14 protein-coding genes are annotated in these 15,962 nt (G+C 69.0%); 6 read left to right on the forward strand and 8 right to left on the reverse strand.

Annotated elements, in window-relative coordinates; all coding sequences use genetic code 11:
• Positions 1-245 precede the first annotated feature (245 nt).
• Entirely contained in the window at positions 246-1,970 is a 1,725-nt protein-coding gene (locus OHS81_RS34795) for a styrene monooxygenase/indole monooxygenase family protein (RefSeq protein WP_328389986.1), read from the reverse strand.
• A 75-nt stretch (positions 1,971-2,045) separates the two neighbouring features.
• The gene (locus OHS81_RS34800) at positions 2,046-3,266 is read right to left on the reverse strand and encodes a styrene monooxygenase/indole monooxygenase family protein (RefSeq protein WP_328389988.1); all 1,221 of its coding nucleotides are present in this window, start codon (positions 3,264-3,266) and stop codon (positions 2,046-2,048) included.
• A 527-nt stretch (positions 3,267-3,793) separates the two neighbouring features.
• Here OHS81_RS34800 and OHS81_RS34805 point away from each other — a divergent pair.
• On the forward strand, positions 3,794-4,774 hold the full coding sequence (locus OHS81_RS34805; RefSeq protein WP_328389990.1) for an AraC family transcriptional regulator: 981 nt from the start codon (positions 3,794-3,796) through the stop codon (positions 4,772-4,774).
• A 209-nt stretch (positions 4,775-4,983) separates the two neighbouring features.
• Here the strand turns inward: OHS81_RS34805 and OHS81_RS34810 are convergent, their stop codons facing one another.
• The gene (locus OHS81_RS34810; protein WP_328389992.1) at positions 4,984-6,165 is read right to left on the reverse strand and encodes an acyl-CoA dehydrogenase; all 1,182 of its coding nucleotides are present in this window, start codon (positions 6,163-6,165) and stop codon (positions 4,984-4,986) included.
• A 263-nt stretch (positions 6,166-6,428) separates the two neighbouring features.
• Entirely contained in the window at positions 6,429-7,367 is a 939-nt protein-coding gene (locus OHS81_RS34815; protein WP_328389994.1) for an alpha/beta fold hydrolase, read from the reverse strand.
• Positions 7,368-7,585: 218 nt separating this feature from the next.
• On the opposite strand from OHS81_RS34815, the gene OHS81_RS34820 reads away from it, so the two are divergent.
• Entirely contained in the window at positions 7,586-8,170 is a 585-nt protein-coding gene (locus OHS81_RS34820; RefSeq protein WP_328389996.1) for a TetR/AcrR family transcriptional regulator, read from the forward strand.
• 337 nt (positions 8,171-8,507) lie between these two features.
• Here the strand turns inward: OHS81_RS34820 and OHS81_RS34825 are convergent, their stop codons facing one another.
• Positions 8,508-9,002, reverse strand: a complete 495-nt coding sequence (locus OHS81_RS34825; RefSeq protein WP_328389998.1) for a cupin domain-containing protein — start codon at positions 9,000-9,002, stop codon at positions 8,508-8,510.
• 81 nt (positions 9,003-9,083) lie between these two features.
• Between OHS81_RS34825 and OHS81_RS34830 the strand changes: the two genes are divergently transcribed.
• The gene (locus tag OHS81_RS34830) at positions 9,084-9,935 is read left to right on the forward strand and encodes a LysR family transcriptional regulator (RefSeq protein ID WP_328390000.1); all 852 of its coding nucleotides are present in this window, start codon (positions 9,084-9,086) and stop codon (positions 9,933-9,935) included.
• Between the two features lie 272 nt (positions 9,936-10,207).
• Here OHS81_RS34830 and OHS81_RS34835 read toward each other — a convergent pair whose 3' ends face one another.
• Positions 10,208-11,164 (reverse strand): LysR family transcriptional regulator, encoded by a 957-nt coding sequence (locus OHS81_RS34835; protein WP_328390002.1) that lies wholly within the window; start codon positions 11,162-11,164, stop codon positions 10,208-10,210.
• Positions 11,165-11,235: 71 nt separating this feature from the next.
• On the opposite strand from OHS81_RS34835, the gene OHS81_RS34840 reads away from it, so the two are divergent.
• On the forward strand, positions 11,236-12,150 hold the full coding sequence (locus OHS81_RS34840; RefSeq protein ID WP_328390004.1) for a 4-hydroxy-tetrahydrodipicolinate synthase family protein: 915 nt from the start codon (positions 11,236-11,238) through the stop codon (positions 12,148-12,150).
• A gap of 88 nt (positions 12,151-12,238) precedes the next feature.
• Here OHS81_RS34840 and OHS81_RS34845 read toward each other — a convergent pair whose 3' ends face one another.
• Positions 12,239-12,826 carry a TetR/AcrR family transcriptional regulator gene (locus OHS81_RS34845; RefSeq protein ID WP_328390006.1) on the reverse strand — a complete coding sequence of 196 codons (588 nt, stop codon included), beginning with the start codon at positions 12,824-12,826 and terminating at the stop codon, positions 12,239-12,241.
• Positions 12,827-12,905: 79 nt separating this feature from the next.
• Here OHS81_RS34845 and OHS81_RS34850 point away from each other — a divergent pair, with 79 nt between their 5' ends.
• Positions 12,906-13,799 carry an NADP-dependent oxidoreductase gene (locus OHS81_RS34850; protein WP_328391642.1) on the forward strand — a complete coding sequence of 298 codons (894 nt, stop codon included), beginning with the start codon at positions 12,906-12,908 and terminating at the stop codon, positions 13,797-13,799.
• 306 nt (positions 13,800-14,105) lie between these two features.
• Here the strand turns inward: OHS81_RS34850 and OHS81_RS34855 are convergent, their stop codons facing one another.
• Positions 14,106-14,501, reverse strand: a complete 396-nt coding sequence (locus tag OHS81_RS34855; RefSeq protein WP_328390008.1) for a helix-turn-helix domain-containing protein — start codon at positions 14,499-14,501, stop codon at positions 14,106-14,108.
• A 113-nt stretch (positions 14,502-14,614) separates the two neighbouring features.
• Between OHS81_RS34855 and OHS81_RS34860 the strand changes: the two genes are divergently transcribed.
• Entirely contained in the window at positions 14,615-15,961 is a 1,347-nt protein-coding gene (locus OHS81_RS34860) for an LmeA family phospholipid-binding protein (RefSeq protein WP_328390010.1), read from the forward strand.
• Position 15,962: the final 1 nt, after the last annotated feature.

Below are 15,962 nucleotides of genomic sequence, written 5' to 3' on the forward strand. Positions count from 1 at the left end.
GGTCTTTCGTGGACGGGGCTTGCCGGTGTCGCGGTTGGGTCAGGCGATGTGTCAGCGGACAACGCTGCCCTGCTCGCGGTGGCCGGCGTGGTCGCCGCTGTCGATTGCTTCGAGCGCGGCGACGCATCGTGCTACGGCCGTTGTCGGAGCCGGCCGGTGCACACCCATGAAGAATCCGGTACGGGCCGCAGCCCACCCGGCCTCGTCACGGCTCGGCGCGAAGAACAGAGGCAACTCGTGCGCGGTCACAGATCCGGATGCTTCGTCGCCACGTGGTAGTACCCCGAGTGGAACACCAGAGGGGTGCCGCCGCCGGCCTCGTACTGTTCGACCTCGCCGAGGAAGACGATGTGGTCGCCGGCGTCGAGGCGTTGGACGGTGCGGCATTGGAAGCGGGCGACCGCGCCGTCCAGGAGGGGGGTGCCGGCGATGCCGGGGGTGGTGGGGGTACCGCGGAATTTGTCGTCGGCCGGGGTGGCGAACTGGCGGGAAAGGTGATGCTGGTCGGCGGCCAGTACGTGGACGGCGAAGTGCGAGGCGTCGGTGAAGTCCGGGAGGCTCGGGCTGTTTTTGCCGGGGCACCACAGGACGAGGGGCGGGTTCATCGAGACGGAGGTGAAGGAGTTCGCGGTCATGCCGACGTTGCGGCCATCGGGGGCGCGGGCCGTCACCACGGTCACTCCGGTGGCGTACTGGCCGAGCGCGCGGCGCAGTTCGCGGCCGTCGAAGCGGGTGGCGTGCTGGGCGCGCTTCTCGGCGAGGAAGCGGTGTGCCTCGGCCTCCTCGAACCACCAGCGGTAGAGGGTGCGCGGGTCGTCGAATCCGGCGGCGAGGGCACCGGCGACAGAGGGGATCTCGGCCGCCGCTGTCAGGAGGTCACGGTGGTGGGGACTCAGTTCGGTCAGGAGGGAATTGGTCCAGCCGACAGCCCATTGAGCCCAGCCGCGCCAGAAGTTGTCGAAGGTGCGCTGCATCCACTGCGGGGTGAATTCGGCGGTGCCGTGGCGGAGGATGCTGTCGAGGTAGTGGGTCGCGGCCTGGGCCGCGTTGTTCGAACCCTGGCCGGTGATCGGATCGTTGAGGACGACGGCGTCGGCCATGCCCAGGACGTGCCGGCCGGAGGCCAGGCGGGCGACGGGGTGCCGGACGGTCGGTGTGATCCCGCCGCGCAACACGCCGCCGCTGTCGGTGAGTCGGGCGTGCCGGTAGCGCTCGTATTCATCGGGGAAGAACCGGCGGAGGATTTCCAGTGAGCGGGTGAGGTGGCCTTCAGGCGTGCGGATGTCGTCCCAGCAGTCCATCGGGCCGCCGGGGACGCCTTCGAAGACCATGATGTCGCAGGGCCCGGTGGTGGTGAGGGCCGGGAAGGAGAAGTATTCGCCGACGCCTGGGACCAGGCGGTAGTGGACGGCGCTCTCCCCCTCCCGCGGTGCCGGTCCCATGACGTAGGTCAGGGCCAGCGCGCGGCGCGGCCGGTCGTACGGGGAGAGTTCGGAGTTGCGCGGGAAGAGCTGGCTCAGCTCGCCCTTGCCTGTGGAGACCACGACGAGATCGTGCGTACGGGCGTACCATTCGAGGTCGTTGACGCCCGCCTCGTGCAGCACGATCTCGCCGCGGCCGCCGTCCGCGAACTGCTCGATCCAGGCGGCACACTTGACCCGCTGGTCGACGGAGTGGGCAGGGCCCTCCAGCGGCGCCTGCCAGGATACGTCCGGAGTGCCGTGCGGACCGATGAGAGACAGCGCGATGCCGGAGATGTCCGGGGCCTGGTCCTCCCAGTGGTGCAGGCCGAGTTCGCGCTCACTCTGGAGCGCCGTATCGAACATGCACTGGCTGGACATGACCGGGCCGCGACGTATCCCGTCGGGATCGCGGTCGGTGACCAAGGTGACGTCATAGCCGTGCGCCTGAAGTCCCAGGGCGAGTTGGGCACCCGCCTGCCCGGCTCCGACCACCGCGATCCTTCTCATGTCCTGCTGTCCCGCCCTAGTGACGTATCTATCGCTGACGTAGCGTCAGTCTGCTGTGTCCGCTCTTGACGGCCCTCAGGCGCCGACCTCGGTCAGGTAGTTCTTCGCGGCGACCGGGTCCATGAACCAGTGGAACAAGTCGCGCGGGTCGTCGAAGCCGTTGACGAAGCGCGCGGCGATACGGGAGTTGGCGCTCGCCGCGCCGAAAATCTCCAGGACGTGCTGGGGCGGGGCGCCGAGCATCGCGTTGGTCCAGGCCGTGGCGGACTGCGCGTTGTCCCAGAAGCGGCCGAAGGCCAGCTCCATGAACGCGGCGTCGTACGGGCGCTCGCCGTGGTCCAGGATGGTGGCGAGGTAGGCGGCCGCGCACTTCGAGGCGTTGTTGGACCCCTGGCCGGTGATCGGGTCGTTGAGGACGACGACGTCGGCGAGGCCGAGCACCTGCGCGCCGGAGGGCAGCGTGGCGACGGGCTTGCGGACGGTCGGCGCGAAGCGGCCCGCGAGGGTGCCGTTCTCGTCGGTGAGCGTGACATCGGTGCAGCGCTCGGCCTCCCACGGAACGTACGTCCGCAGCAGTTCCTGGAACTTCGCCAGCTGCTGGTGGGGGGTGAGCCCGTCGAAGCAGTCGAGCGGGCCACCCGGGATGCCCTCGAAGAACATGATGTCGCAGGGGCCGCTGGTGGTGAGGCTGGGCATGGTGAAGTACTCACCCACGCCGGGGATGACGTTGAAGCTGACGCCGGGGCGGTCGGGCAGCGGTGCCATGCCGGTGACGTACGCCAGGGCCAGCGCGCGCTGCGGAGCGCCGTACGGGGAACGTATGGCGTCCCGCTCGAACAGCCCGGCGATCTCGCCCTTGCCGGCCGCGACGATCACCAGGTCGGACTCGGCGGCGTAGCGCTCCAGGTCCTCGATGCCGGCCTCACAGAGCTCCAGACGGCCGCCGCGGCGCGCGAACTCGCCCATCCAGAGTGGCATTTTCACGCGCTGGTCGATGGAGCGGGCGGTGGCCTCGAGGCGGGCGTCGAAGGAGAGCGCCCGGCCGCCCTGGCCGTCGGCGATGCTCACGCCGAGACCGTCGATCGACGGGCAGGCGTCGCCCCAGAAGTCGAGGCCGAGGTTGCGCTCGTGGGCCAGCGCGGTGCCGAACATGGCCTGGCTGGACATGACCCGGCCGTCGCGGATCTGGTCTCCGGTGCGGTTGGACACGACGGTGACGTCAAAACCGTGGTCGATCAGGCCCACGCCGAGCTGGAGACCGGCCTGGCCGGCTCCGACGATGGTGATCTTGCGCATGAGGGGGACCTCCGGGGATTGGGGTGTGCGTTTTTTGAGCGGTGCCGTGCAGTGTCGTGCGCTGTGCACCGTTTCGGCACGCGGTGGCGTCGACGAGTGGGCGGCGGTTGTGCGGAATGCGGCTGCCCGCCGGAGGGGGGATGGCGGGCAGCCGCGGGAGGCCGGGTCACCCGTAGGACCGGGGGAAAGGTCCCCGGGTAACCCGGCCGGCTAAAGGGGCCCGGCCGAATCGGCGAGCCGGGGAAGCAGAGGCAAGGGTGCCGCGACGAGCGAGGGCAGGGCCTTGGCAGCCCGCGCCGCGCCGGTCGCGCGTAATGCGCGCAGCGCGCGTGCGGCGGGCTGTCCGCTGGGCGTGACTCCGTCTCTGACGAGCACAGTCCGGCCCGGCACTCCCTGCATTGTTGATTCCCAGGATTCTCTCGGGTCCGCGGTGGCCAGGGGTCAATCTTGGTATGGCAAGATCACCTCCGCTATCCGGATCACGCGGGTTGCTGTCCCGATCGCGCATCTCGGCGGTGGAGGTTTACATGCCCGCTGAAGAGTCCCCCCTCGCAAATCACCAGCGGTTCCATACAACGGACATTTGGGAGGCGCGGGCCGAGGTCGGCCGCGCTTTCTGTCCGCATGAGCTGCGCATCATGCGGCGCTCGGCGACGCTCGACGCCCGGCTGCACGGTGCACCCTTCGACCGGACAGGTCTCTATTACCTCGATTACGGAACGGAAGTCCGGATCACACCGGGCGATCTGGAGAGCTTTTTCCTTGTCCAGATCCCGCTCGCCGGTTACGCCGAAATCACCTGCGGCCGTGAGGAGATCATTTCCTCCCCGGAACTCGCTTCTGTCCCCTCTCCGACCGGAAAGTTGGACATGCGCTGGGGTGACGGCAATCCGCAGCTGATCGTGTGGTTCGACCGACCGTCGCTGGAATCGCATCTGGGCAGTTTGCTCGGCCGCACCGTGCGCCGCCCGATCTTCTTCTCGCTCGGCATGAACCTCACCACACCGGGCTCCCGGTCGTGGCTCAACATCGTCGACCTCATGCGCCGGGAGGCGGAGGGACCTGGTGGAATGACAAGCCAGCCCGTCGTGACAAAGCAGCTTGAATCGCTCCTCATGACCCAGCTGTTGATGGCCCAGCCCAACAACTACACGTCGGCGCTGCTCGGCGAGCAGCCGCGCATCGCACCGCCCGCGGTCCGCCGCGCCATGGAGGTCATCGAAGGACACGCCGCCGAGCCGCTCACGGTCGCGGAGATCGCGGAGTGCGTCGGCGTCGGCGTACGGGCCCTTCAGGAAGGCTTCCGCCGGCACCTCGACACGACACCGCTCGCGTACCTGCGCGAGGTCCGCCTGGACCGCGTACGCAAGGAACTCCTGGCCTCCGACCCGGGTGCCACGACCGTCACCGCCGTCTCCTCCCGCTGGGGTTTCCTGCACCCGGGCCGTTTCTCACTCGCGTACCGCCGGCAGTTCGGGGAGTCGCCTTCGGAGACGTTGCGGGCATAGGACTACCGGGAGATCCGTCGCACTCGGGAGTTTGGTGGTGCCGTGGATCCGCTGTATACCCCCCGGTCGCCTGTGTGGATATTGATCACCCTGCGCATCAGCTTTGATCCTGCTGCCCAGCGGTGGCGTGGCAGCAGGCACCATGACATCGGGGAGCCGGGCGGACGCCGGCTCCCTCTCGTGCCGGTGCGCACTCGCCGGCCTGGTGGTCACGGCGTCAAGTCGAGAAATTCCCAGTGCGCTCGGGGTTGTGCGCCGCTGAGCCATTTCCCGCAGTGCTGCAGGACCGCAGGGCTTGAGGTGATGTGCTGGGTACCGGTGCCGAGATCACGCAGAAACCGGTCGATCGGCCCGCGCCGGATCGCCGCCGTCCCCGCCCATCGGTGCACCGTCTGGCCCACGTCCTGCACGGTCCACGTCGCGTGGTTGAGCGCCAGCCTGAGCAGAGTGTCCTGCTCGGTACTCGGCAACTCGCCTGCATCCAGGGTGTCTTCGATACCTCGCCACACCTCCATCGCCCACGCCCGTGCCGAACGAAGCTTGGCTTCGGCGGTCGCGTACTCCGCGTGGAACTGGGCGGTGCCGACGGCAGCGTTACGTGTGCCGGATTTTGCCGCGGCGACCAACTTCAGTTCATCGAGCAGGCGCCGCCCGGCACCGAATGCCCAACCGGTGTGTCCGATTGCGGACATGTTGACCAATCCGAGGCGGTAGATCGCGCCGCCGTTGGCCGGGTTCGTCGTCGTGGCGAGATAGGTGTACGTCTCCGGGACAAACTCATCGGCGCAGTGGTAATCAATGCTGTGCGTCGCACGCAGCCCGAGCACATCCCAGTTGTCGACGAGTTCCACCTGCGACTTCGGCATCGCCAGTACCCGCAGCTCCCCGGTGCCCTCGACCTGGATCGCACTGTGGATATGGGTGGCGTGCGCCATACCGGAGGCGAACTGCCAACTGCCGCTCACCAGATAGCCACCCTCCACCGGGACGGCCCGGCCGGGCCGGGTGCCGTGACCGGCCAGCAACGCGTGGTCCCCACCCGCGACATCCGGGAACAAGTCGGCCGCCGCAACGGCATCGAGATAGGCCGCAGTGGTCCCGGTCATCAACTGCAGCGCCATCATCGTCCAGCCGGCCGCGGAATCGTGGTAACTGACACGCTCGACGGTCTCTATCAATTGACGTGGGGAGAACTCGTAGCCGCCGAGGCTCTGCGGCAGTGCGGCCCGCACGACACCGGCACCCAGCAACGCCCGCGCGATGTCCTCGGTGAGTCTGCCGAGTTCCTCGGCCGCGTCCGCCTCCGCCTCAAGCACCCCGCCGAGTGCGTCAATCCGCTCGAGCATCGCGGGAAATTCCGGGCTGACATGCAATCCGATCGAGACGGCCATGGATGGTTGCTCCTCGCCTGTCAAGAGTGAGTCAGCGTCACCATAAGTGTGGAGAGGTACCGTTCCTCGACCTGTCCAAGGAATTCGCTTGCTTCAGGCAGGCTGTTACAGCTCAAGCGCCGGTCCGTGTAGGGTCCGGATCTTGTCGTCAGCCATCCGAATGCAGGGACAGGGCTGTCGGTACCGCCCAGTACGGCAGCCGGACTTCGTGGTCCGGGTTTCGCGCGGCCTCGGGCGGCGCGGTCGGGCAGGTTCGACGGGCGTCAGTCGCCGTCGGCGATGAAGTCTGCTATCGCGGCAGCGATAGCTTCGGGCTGCTCGTCGGGGATGAAGTGTCCAGCGTCGGGCACGACGATTCGCGTGGTGTTGTCGGCCCAAGGGCTGATGGCGGCGGCCATGTCCGGAACGGAGCCGTGGCTGCTGGAGATTCCGAGGATGGGCACGGTCAGGTGCCGCCGCTTGAGCGCCTCGCGGTTCTTGCGCGCTGACTCCGCGGCGTCTCGGTAGTACGCGAGGGAAGCGCGCAGGCCGCCGTCGACGGCGACGGCCGCCGCGTAGTGGTCGAGCTCGGCGTCGTCGAACGTGTCGGGAGACAGGGCCTTCACCTTCAGGAACCAGCCGACGTACTCGCGTTCGCGGCCGGCAAGCAGCGTCTCGGGCAGATCGGGCACGATGTGGAACGCGAAATGCCAGGTTTTCCACGCTCGGTCCGGGTCGGTGGGAATCGCCTCCGGGAGAGTGATACCGGGAATTCCGGCGTCGAGCAGAGCCACCCCGCGCAGGTGGCTCTCGAAGTTGAGGGCGAGGGAGAAAGCGACCCAGGCGCCGATGTCGTGGGCGACCAGGGAGTAAGTCGACACGCCGAGAGCCTTCACGGCGGTGTGGACGTGCGCGGCGACCGCGTGCGTGTCGTAGCTGCGCTCCGGACGCTCGGAGTGGCCCTGACCCGGCAGGTCGATCGCGATGACGTGGAACCGGTGGGTGAGGCCGGGCATCACCTTTCGCCAGGCCCACCAGGTTTGCGGGAATCCGGCGAGCAGGACGACGGCCGGGCCGCTCCGCCGTCCGCCTTCGACGGCATGAAGGCGGACGCCGTCCGCGTCGACCCAGCGGTGAGTGAATCCGGCCAGATGCTGCAGGGGCAGGTCGCGGATGGGGTTGCTTTCGGAGACATGCGGAGTGCTGGTTGCGGGGCCGGTCACGGGGATCCTCCATCGGTGTCAGGTGTGCGGTGGGGACCGTGTGGCTGACGGCGGTGGCTGGGACCACGTGGTGTGTTTCTCGCGCGGTCGCGAAGTGCGCGCGGTATGCGCTGGCCCTCACCACGCCTGAAGGCTAACACATCTTGAACTGATCAGTTCAAGATAGAATGGTGCGCAACACAGCCCGAACCATCGACGCATCGGCAAGGAAGTGCCGCGTGGCAGGCAAGAAGCAGTTCGACATGGACGCGGCGCTCGACGCCGCGATGATCCAGTTCTGGCGCGACGGCTACGCCGACACCTCATTGGATGATTTGTCTCGGGCAACCGGCCTGAACCGCAGTTCCATCTACTCCTCCCTCGGCGACAAGGACACGCTCTTCCTGCGCTGCCTGGATCTCTACGCCGCGCGCTATGGCGAGAAGTACGACGCCGCCCTGTCGTGTGCAGCCTCGGAACCCGTTGCCGCTGTTCGTGCGTTCTTCGACGTCACCCTCGAGCGCATCGCCGATCCCGAACTGCCTGATGGATGCCTGATTGCCCAGTCAGCCATGGCAATTCCGGTGCTGAGTCCGAGCGTCGCAGCGCACGCTGAGCAGGCGCTCGGCTTCCAGCGCCTGCGCCTGCGCGCCGCACTGAAGGCCGGCCGGCTGACCGACCAGGACGCCGAGGCCTTCGCTGTACACGCGGCGGCTGTGAACCAGTCGCTCGCCGTCATGAGCAGGGCCGGGGCGAGCCCGGCGCAGCTCCTGGCTATCGTGGGCGTGACCGTGGACGCGCTGTCGCAGGCGCTGCGCGCGTAACGAATCTGATACGGCCGTCGGACTCGCAGTCTGGTACGCACAGTCATTTCATGCGTTCGAGGCGTGCGCGGTAGTGCTGCCAACGGCCTCGGGCCTGGTGGCTTCATCGCCAAACGGACCAGGCCAGAGGGAACGCGAGGTCCGGGGCCTGTTGTATTCCCCGTGTGATCACGATGAGAAGGCGCTGGATCTCGGGGCCCGTCGATTGCGTCCGTTGCCGGTGCGGAAAGGCCCTGGGCGAAGGCCCGGTCCACGACCGGCGGGGCCCTGCCGCCGAAAGGCGGGAGCGCCCCGGCCTGCCGGTCGGGAGGAGCGTGGCCGGGCCTTCCCGCCGGGTTCAGGTGGAGTCGGCGGCGGGCTCGGTCGCGTAGCGGCTCATCGTGTCGATGCCTGCCTGTGGCGTCAGCGGCCGGCCGGTGGCGAGCACGTCCTGGAGGTCTCGGAAGTACTGCACGTACAGATCGGGGGTGAACGTGCTGAGCATGACGGCGGGTTGGTCGGTCGGGTTGGCGAAGGTGTGCGGGGTGCCGGGCGGCACCATCACGAACGTGCCCACGGAAGCGTCGTGGTCCTCGTCCCCGACGGTGAACCGCACGGTGCCGGAGAGGATGTAGAAGCCCTCGTCGTGTTCGGCATGGCGGTGCTGCGGCGGTCCCTGGGTATGCGGGGCGAGGACGGACTCGGCGATCGCGAGGCGGTGCCCGGTGTGGCTGCCGTCCTCAAGGATGCGCATGCGCGTGGGGCCCAGGACGATGGACTCGCCGTCGCCGGGACCGACCACCGATACGGCGGGGCCGGCCTGCGGCTCGCTGGTCTTTGTTTCTTCGGTCATGCCCACAAGTGCACTGCCAAGGCCCCACGGCTGTCCAAGACCCTTTCCGCAACGCCGATATCCCGTGGGTATCGTTGCAGCGTGGAGCTACGGACCTTGCGCTACTTCGTGGCCGTCGCCGAGGAACTCCACTTCGGCCGGGCGGCCACCCGACTGCACATGAGTCAGCCGCCATTGAGCCGGGCGATCAAGCAGTTGGAGGCCGATGTCGGGGCCCTGCTGTTCGCCCGCTCGGCCGCCGGCGTCACGCTCACCCCGGTCGGTGCGGTGCTGCTCGACGAGGCGCGGGCCCTGCTCGGCCATGCCGACCGCGTCCGCCTGCGTGTGAGCGCGGCGGCCGGCGTCGCCACCCTCACCGTCGGCATCCTGGGTGACGGCACCGACCCGGCAGCGGCCAGGCTGGCGGCCGCATACCGCCGACGCCACCCCGGTATCGACATCCGCATCCGCGACACCGACCTGACCGACCCGACCTGCGGGCTGCGCACCGGGCTGGTCGATGTCGCCCTGACCCGGGCGCCGTTCGACGAGACTGCCCTGACAGTGCGTGAGCTGCGGGCAGATCCGGTCGGCGTGGTCCTGCGCGCCGACGATCCGCTGGCCCACCACGACCGACTACGGCTGGCCGACCTGAACGACCGCCGCTGGTTCCAGTTCCCGCAGGGGACCGACCCCGTCTGGCAGTCGTACTGGAACGGCGGCAGACCGCGCGAGGGCCCAGTGGTGCGCGCCGTCCAGGAATGCCTGCAGGCCGTGCTGTGGAACGGCACGGTCGGCCTGGCCCCGCTCGGACACGACCTGCACGCGGAGCTGGCCGCGGTGCCGCTGATCGACATGGCGCCGAGCCGAGTGGTGGCGGTGTGGAACAAAGGTGACACCAACCCGTTGATCCGATCCTTCATCGAGACCGCGACAGCCGCGTACCGGGACTGAGCCCCGGCAGGTGGCGCCGGGGCTGACTCGGAACGGCTGGGGAAGGCGGCCGGCGCATGGTGGCCGCGATTACCTGAACCATCGTCAGATGCACCTCTTCGGAAGTGTGAAGGCTGGGGCCGGTCGAAAGTACGGCCGCTGAGATCGCCGTGTCCCTCGCATTTCACGTCCTGCCCGGACGCGCCTCATGCGATGCGGGCAGCCGGACGTCCGACGGCTGACCGCGCTAGAAGCAGGCTCCAGCGTGGAGGAGGGCGACGAGACGAGGGCGTTCACGGTGCGGAGTCCGTGTGGCGCACCGGGCTCTGCTCATCGAGCCCTGAGCCGGTCATGCATCGCACCGCCGCACTTGCCGCAGCCACGAAGGCGGCGATCGCCGGGTGCGTACCGCCGCCGGCGCGGAAGGCGACCTTCGACCGGCGGAACAAGGGCAACTTGGTCAACACCACGCCTTCGGGGCTTTGAGCAGTGGCCATCTCCGGTACAAATCCGGCTCCTTGTCCGGTGGCGGCCAGGGCCAGCACTGTGCGGAAATCGTTGACCTGGTGGCGGATTCTCGGCTGGAACCCGGCTGCCTGGCAGGCGCGTACGGCCATCGCGTGACCGGTCGTGCCGTCCCGTGCGGTGATCCACGGGGCCTCGGCGTAGGGCCCGAGCAGCTTGGCGAGGGTGTCGCTGCGGCTGGATTTCTCGGGCGCGGTATGGGTGACGAGGTACATCGGCTCTTCCAGCAGGGGCACCTCGTCCACGGTGGTGTCCGGTGAGGCGGGTACGAAGTCGTAGTCGTGGACAAGGGCGACGTCGAGTTCGCCGGCTCGCAGGCCGTCGGACACCCGGGCGGAGTCGATTTCCTGCACCATCGGCTCCAGCGCGGGATGCCGTTGAGCCAGCTCGGCCAGCGTGGCGGGCACGATGGTGTGGCCGCCGGAGGGGAAGGTTCCGATGCGTAGCGGCCCGCCGATGCCGTCTCGGGCGCCGGCCAGCTCGGCGACCGCCCGTTCGAGGCGTTCCAGCACGGCGTCGGCGTGTGCGACGAGGGACCGGCCGGCAGGCGTGAGGACCACGCGCCTGCCGCTGCGTTCCAGCAAGGGCACGCCTGCCTCGCGTTCCAGCACACCCAGCTGCTGGGAGACGGCGGATGCGGTGAAGGTCAGCGCTTCGGCCACGGCGGCGATCGTGCCCCGCCGGTCCAGTTCGCGAAGCAGGTGGAGACGACGAACATCGAGCATAAGTTCAGCTTAGGCATAAAGGTAGAAATCAGAAATGGATCTACCGGGTCGGTGTGAGTCAGGCTGGGACCATGAACCCCGATCCGGTCTTCAACGGCCTCTACGTCCCCTTGGTGACCCCGTTCACCACCGACCTGCGCCTGGCCCCCGATGCGCTGGCCCGACTCGCCGACGAGGCGCTGTCGGCCGGCGCCTCCGGGCTCGTCGCCCTCGGCACCACCGCCGAATCGGCCACCCTGACCGCGGAGGAGAAGCAGACGGTGGTGCGCATCTGCTCGGCCGCCTGCCGGGCACACGGCGCCCCGCTGATCGTCGGGGTCGGCACCAATGACACCGCCGCCGCCCTCACGTCGCTGCGAGAGCTGGCGGCCGCCGGCGACGTGGCTGCGGCGCTGGTTCCCGCGCCGCCCTACATCCGGCCCGGCGAAGCGGCGACTCTGGCGCATTTCACCGCGCTGGCCGAACACGGCGGCATGCCGCTGATCGTGTACGACATCCCCTACCGCACGGGACAGAACCTCAGCGCCGGCACGATCGCAGCGCTCAGCCGCCTGCCGGGGGTCGTCGGGATCAAGCACGCGACCGGCGTGATCGACGCGACCACGGTGGAGGTGCTCGGCGCCCCTCAGCCCGGCTTTGCCGTGCTCGGCGGCGACGACGTCGTCCTCTCACCGCTCGTCGCGGCGGGCGCCCACGGCGGCATCGTCGCATCGGCCAATCTGCGCACCGCCGAGTATGCCGAACTGATCTCGTTGTGGCATCGCGGCTCCGCCGCAGCCGCCCGCAGGCTCGGCGCCGAGCTGGCCCGGCTGTCCGCCGCCCTCTTCGCCGAACCGAACCCGACAGTGATCAAGGGAGTACTGCACGCGCAGGAACGCATTCCCAGCCCGGCCGTCCGGATGCCGTTGCTGGCCGCCTCCGCCGGTACGGTCCGCCGAGCGGCACTCCTGGCCGGCAGCCGTGTACGCCAGGTGTCCCCGGCTTGACCTCAGGTCCAGGAGCGCGTGCGGGGCGTTGTGGACGAGAACTGCGCCGTCGCTCCGTGTCACCGGTAGGGGAGTGAGGCGGAGTTCCTCACGCGCGTCGAGAAGGGCCGGTGACCTCCCAGGCCGCCTCGATCATCAGGAAGATCTCGTCCACCGCGGCCTCCGGATCGTCCGCCTCACGGGCCAGCGCATAGGCGTCGATCACGAATCTCGCGATCGTCCGGCAGGCCGTTGTGGTCTGTGGCAGGTCGGGATCGGCGTCGAGAGCCGTTGCCAGCGACTCCGCATGACGCAGCCTCATCGACTCCTCGTACTCCCGCAGGGCAGGTGAGGCGTCGATCATGCGCCAGATCGGGGCGGCGCTGTCCGCCGTGCAATGGCGCACCAGGGCCTGGATCTCGCGGCGTAGTGCAGGGATGAGCGGCTCGTGCGGCGTCCGGGCGGTGACCGCCTGCGCGAGGCGGTGCTCGAAGTCTGCGTCCTGCTCGAAGACCAGGGCCTCTTTCGAGGCGAAGTGGGAGAAGACGGTGGTGACGGCCACGTCGGCCTCGGCGGCCACGTCACGGATGCCCACCGCGTCGTAGCCGCGTTCCAGGAACAGTCGCAAGGCGGTGTCGGCGATCTTCTGGCGGGTCGCGGCCTTCTTGCGCTCGCGGCGTCCGGACTGCACGGTCATGCCCTGAAGCTATCAGGAACAAAGACGTAGCTGCTTCAAAACACTAACCGTTAGTGTTATGTTCGGCGGCATGAAGAGCATGAAGAGAGTGAGCTTCGCCGAGTTCGGCGGTCCGGACGTGCTGCAACTCGTGGATGTCGAGGAGCCCCACGCGGGCCCCGGTCGGATACGTATCGCCGTGCGGGCGGCGGGCGTGAACCCCGCCGACTGGAGAGTCCGTGAAGGCCAGGTCCTGGGGGCCCATCCGGTCGAGTTGCCCTCCGGCGTCGGGCTGGACGCCGCCGGGGTGGTGGACGAGGTAGGCGAGGGTGTCGAAGGGGTCGAGGTCGGCGACCACGTGTTCGGTGAAGGGGCCGGCACCTATGCCGAGTTCGCTGTGCTGACGGCCTGGTCCCGTATGCCCGAGGGCCTGACGTTCGAAGAGGCGGCCGGGTACCCCTCCGTGGTGGAGACCGCGCTGCGCATCATCCGTGAGGTCGGTGTGCAGTCCGGGCAGACGCTGCTGGTCAGCGGTGCGTCCGGAGGAGTCGGCTCGGCGGTGCTGCAGATCGCCCGCGACCGCGGCATCACGGTGATCGGCACGGCCGGAGCCGCGAACCAGGACTATCTGCGCAGCCTGGGTGCCCTCGCCACGACATACGGCGAGGGCTGGGTCGAGCGGGTGCGGCAGCTCGGCCCTGTCGACGCGGCTCTCGATCTGGCCGGCTCGGGCGTGATCCGCGAACTCGTCGAGCTGACCGGGGACCCGCAGAAGGTGATCTCCATCGCCGATCTCGCCGCGCCGGACCTCGGCGTACGATTCTCCGGCGTGGCGGGGAGCATGCCGGAAGCGTTGGCCGAGGCCGCCGGGCTCATCTCACGGGGAAAGCTCCACATCCCGGTCGAGAAGTCGTACACGCTTGCCGAGGCCGCGGCGGCGCACATTGACAGCCATGCCGGTCACACACGCGGGCGCCGGGTCATGGTCGTCTGAGCTGTTGCCTGTGAGCCGTGGCCCGTGAGCCGATTTCCTGCGCCGTTGCACGGACCGGCGCGGTGGGTTTCGTCGTGCACTTCACGTCCTCGGGCGCCCTGCCCCTTCCGTCCGGGAGGGGGCCGGTCCATGTCTGTGGCAGACGCAGACGCAGACGCAGACGCAGAGGCAGGCGCCGGACGATCAGGGCGTGCCTGTTCCCGTTCCCGTACGCATACGTCTGACGGACCGCGACCTGGGACTTCTCGATCCGCCCGAGCGGTGCCGGTGTGCCGGCGTGGCGCATCCGCCGTGGCACTGGCCTTTTCAGCCAGTCGCGGGTCTCACCGATCGTCCGAACCGCGTTCGCGTCCGCCATACCCAGCCGAAGCATCCATCAGCCGGCCGGAAAGCCGGTTGTCGAGTCCTCAGCAAGTCGGCGGAGGGTGAGGCCGCGCCGAAGAGCTGTACGCCGTGTGTGGTGTGCGGGTCCAGGCCGGTGAGTTGGGCGGCTCGGGCGAGACGGTTGTCGACGGTGTTGGGGTGGACCCTGAGCGCCTGGGCAGTGCGGCGTCGGTCGAGGTCGCAGTCGAGGAAGGCGGCGACGGCCTCGACCAGACCGGCGTGCCCGTCCAACGGGTCAAGAAGCGCGGCCAGTTCGGCGGCGCTGTCCTTGGATCCGGCCAGATGGTAGTCGAGCAGTACGTCCTGGAGCCGGTGCACGCCGGGGGTGCGGGCGAGGGCGGCGATCCGGTGTACGGGCTCTCTGCGGAGGTGTCTCGAAGACTGTGTGTACGACTTGGTTCGGGTGCCGGGGCTGTGGTCGCATGGTGGCGATGCTCTCCAACGAACCTTCCGCAGACTCCAAGGCGCGGGTACCGGCGAGTCGTGCTCCCCAGGACGGCCCGGCCTCGAACAACCAGGGCCCGGACGACCCGTCGGCCCAGGGCGGCGTAGAGCCGGACGCCTCGTCGACCCAGGGCAACACTGCCGGCCCCGACTTGGGTGCCGACACCGGGAGCGCCGCTGCCGACACCGCCGTCACCGGCAACGGCACGGACTCGGGCGTCGGCGCTGACCTCGGCACCGGCACCGCCGCTCCTGCTACCGCTACTGCCGCCGACAGCGGCACGACCTCGGGCACGGCCACTGGCGGCGACAACCGCGTCATCGGCACAGCCGCAACCGTAACCGCAACCGACGCAGGCACTGACAACACGATCACCGGCGACGGGAAGGAGCCCCCGCGGGCCGGGCGCACGTCGCGGCGGATCGTGCGGAGGACGGCGAAGGTGGTCGTCACGCTGGCCGTCGTTCTTGCGTTTCTTGCGCTCGGTGACCGGTGGGCCGTGCTCTACGCGGAGAACCTGGCGGCCCGGCAGGTGCAGAAGGCGCTGAAGCTGCGCGCCGAGCCCGAAGTGCACATCGACAGCGTCCCGTTCCTCGGGCAGGTGCTCGCGGGCAGCATCGACCATGTCGAGGTCGACGTCCCCGATGTCGATGCCGGGCCGGTCTCCGTCGCTCAGGTGAAGGGGACGGTGGACGGCATCCGGATCGTCGGCAGCCTGCCGTCCTCGGTCAAGGGTGCGGTGCTGAGCCGGGTGCGCGGTGACATCATGCTGGACTTCAAGGACCTGAACCGCGAAGTCGGCGCGTCGCAGATCCACTTGAGGCCCGGTCCCGGGAAGAGCACGGTGCTGGCCGGCGGTGATCTGCCGGTGGGCGGCAAACAGGCCCGGGTCCGGGGGCGTGCGCAGTTGCGGCGCACCGGGGACCGCGGCCTGCGCATGACCGTGCAGGACGCGCGTGTGGTGGTGCCCGGCCTGCTCACGTACGTACCGGGCAAGGGCGGTGGCGTGCAGCTGACTGCACCCGTCGCCGACAGGATGGACGAGGGCGCGCTGCAACAGGCGGCCGGGAAGCACGTCCGTCCGCAGCAGTTGATGAAGGGTCGTGTGCTGGACACGCTCGTGGACCACCCCTCGCTGCTCGAGCCCACCGGCATCGATCCTTCGCTCATCCAGGGCCTGCAGAAGCTGCGGGAGCCGAAGGTCGCGCAGCAGATGGAGTTCTCCGCTCAGCTGCCGGACAACCTGCCGGACGGCATTCGGCTCCGCGGCATCTCCGTGACGAAGAGCGGCATTCGGGCGGAGCTGACCGGCAAGGACGTACCGGTGGGCTGAG

This window comes from Streptomyces sp. NBC_00400, from assembly GCF_036048035.1.
In the GTDB taxonomy this organism is placed as follows: domain Bacteria; phylum Actinomycetota; class Actinomycetes; order Streptomycetales; family Streptomycetaceae; genus Streptomyces.

What these genes read in the sequence shown, in the direction of transcription:
- OHS81_RS34800 (WP_328389988.1), bottom strand. Translation starts at nt 3,266, where the DNA reads ATGCGCAAGATCACCATCGTCGGAGCCGGCCAGGCCGGTCTCCAGCTC.
- OHS81_RS34810 (WP_328389992.1), bottom strand. Translation starts at nt 6,165, where the DNA reads ATGGCCGTCTCGATCGGATTGCATGTCAGCCCGGAATTTCCCGCGATG.
- OHS81_RS34845 (WP_328390006.1), bottom strand. Translation starts at nt 12,826, where the DNA reads ATGACCGTGCAGTCCGGACGCCGCGAGCGCAAGAAGGCCGCGACCCGC.
- OHS81_RS34835 (WP_328390002.1), bottom strand. Translation starts at nt 11,164, where the DNA reads ATGCTCGATGTTCGTCGTCTCCACCTGCTTCGCGAACTGGACCGGCGG.
- OHS81_RS34795 (WP_328389986.1), bottom strand. Translation starts at nt 1,970, where the DNA reads ATGAGAAGGATCGCGGTGGTCGGAGCCGGGCAGGCGGGTGCCCAACTC.
- OHS81_RS34860 (WP_328390010.1), top strand. Translation starts at nt 14,615, where the DNA reads ATGCTCTCCAACGAACCTTCCGCAGACTCCAAGGCGCGGGTACCGGCG.
- OHS81_RS34825 (WP_328389998.1), bottom strand. Translation starts at nt 9,002, where the DNA reads ATGACCGAAGAAACAAAGACCAGCGAGCCGCAGGCCGGCCCCGCCGTA.
- OHS81_RS34805 (WP_328389990.1), top strand. Translation starts at nt 3,794, where the DNA reads ATGCCCGCTGAAGAGTCCCCCCTCGCAAATCACCAGCGGTTCCATACA.
- OHS81_RS34850 (WP_328391642.1), top strand. Translation starts at nt 12,906, where the DNA reads ATGAAGAGAGTGAGCTTCGCCGAGTTCGGCGGTCCGGACGTGCTGCAA.
- OHS81_RS34840 (WP_328390004.1), top strand. Translation starts at nt 11,236, where the DNA reads ATGAACCCCGATCCGGTCTTCAACGGCCTCTACGTCCCCTTGGTGACC.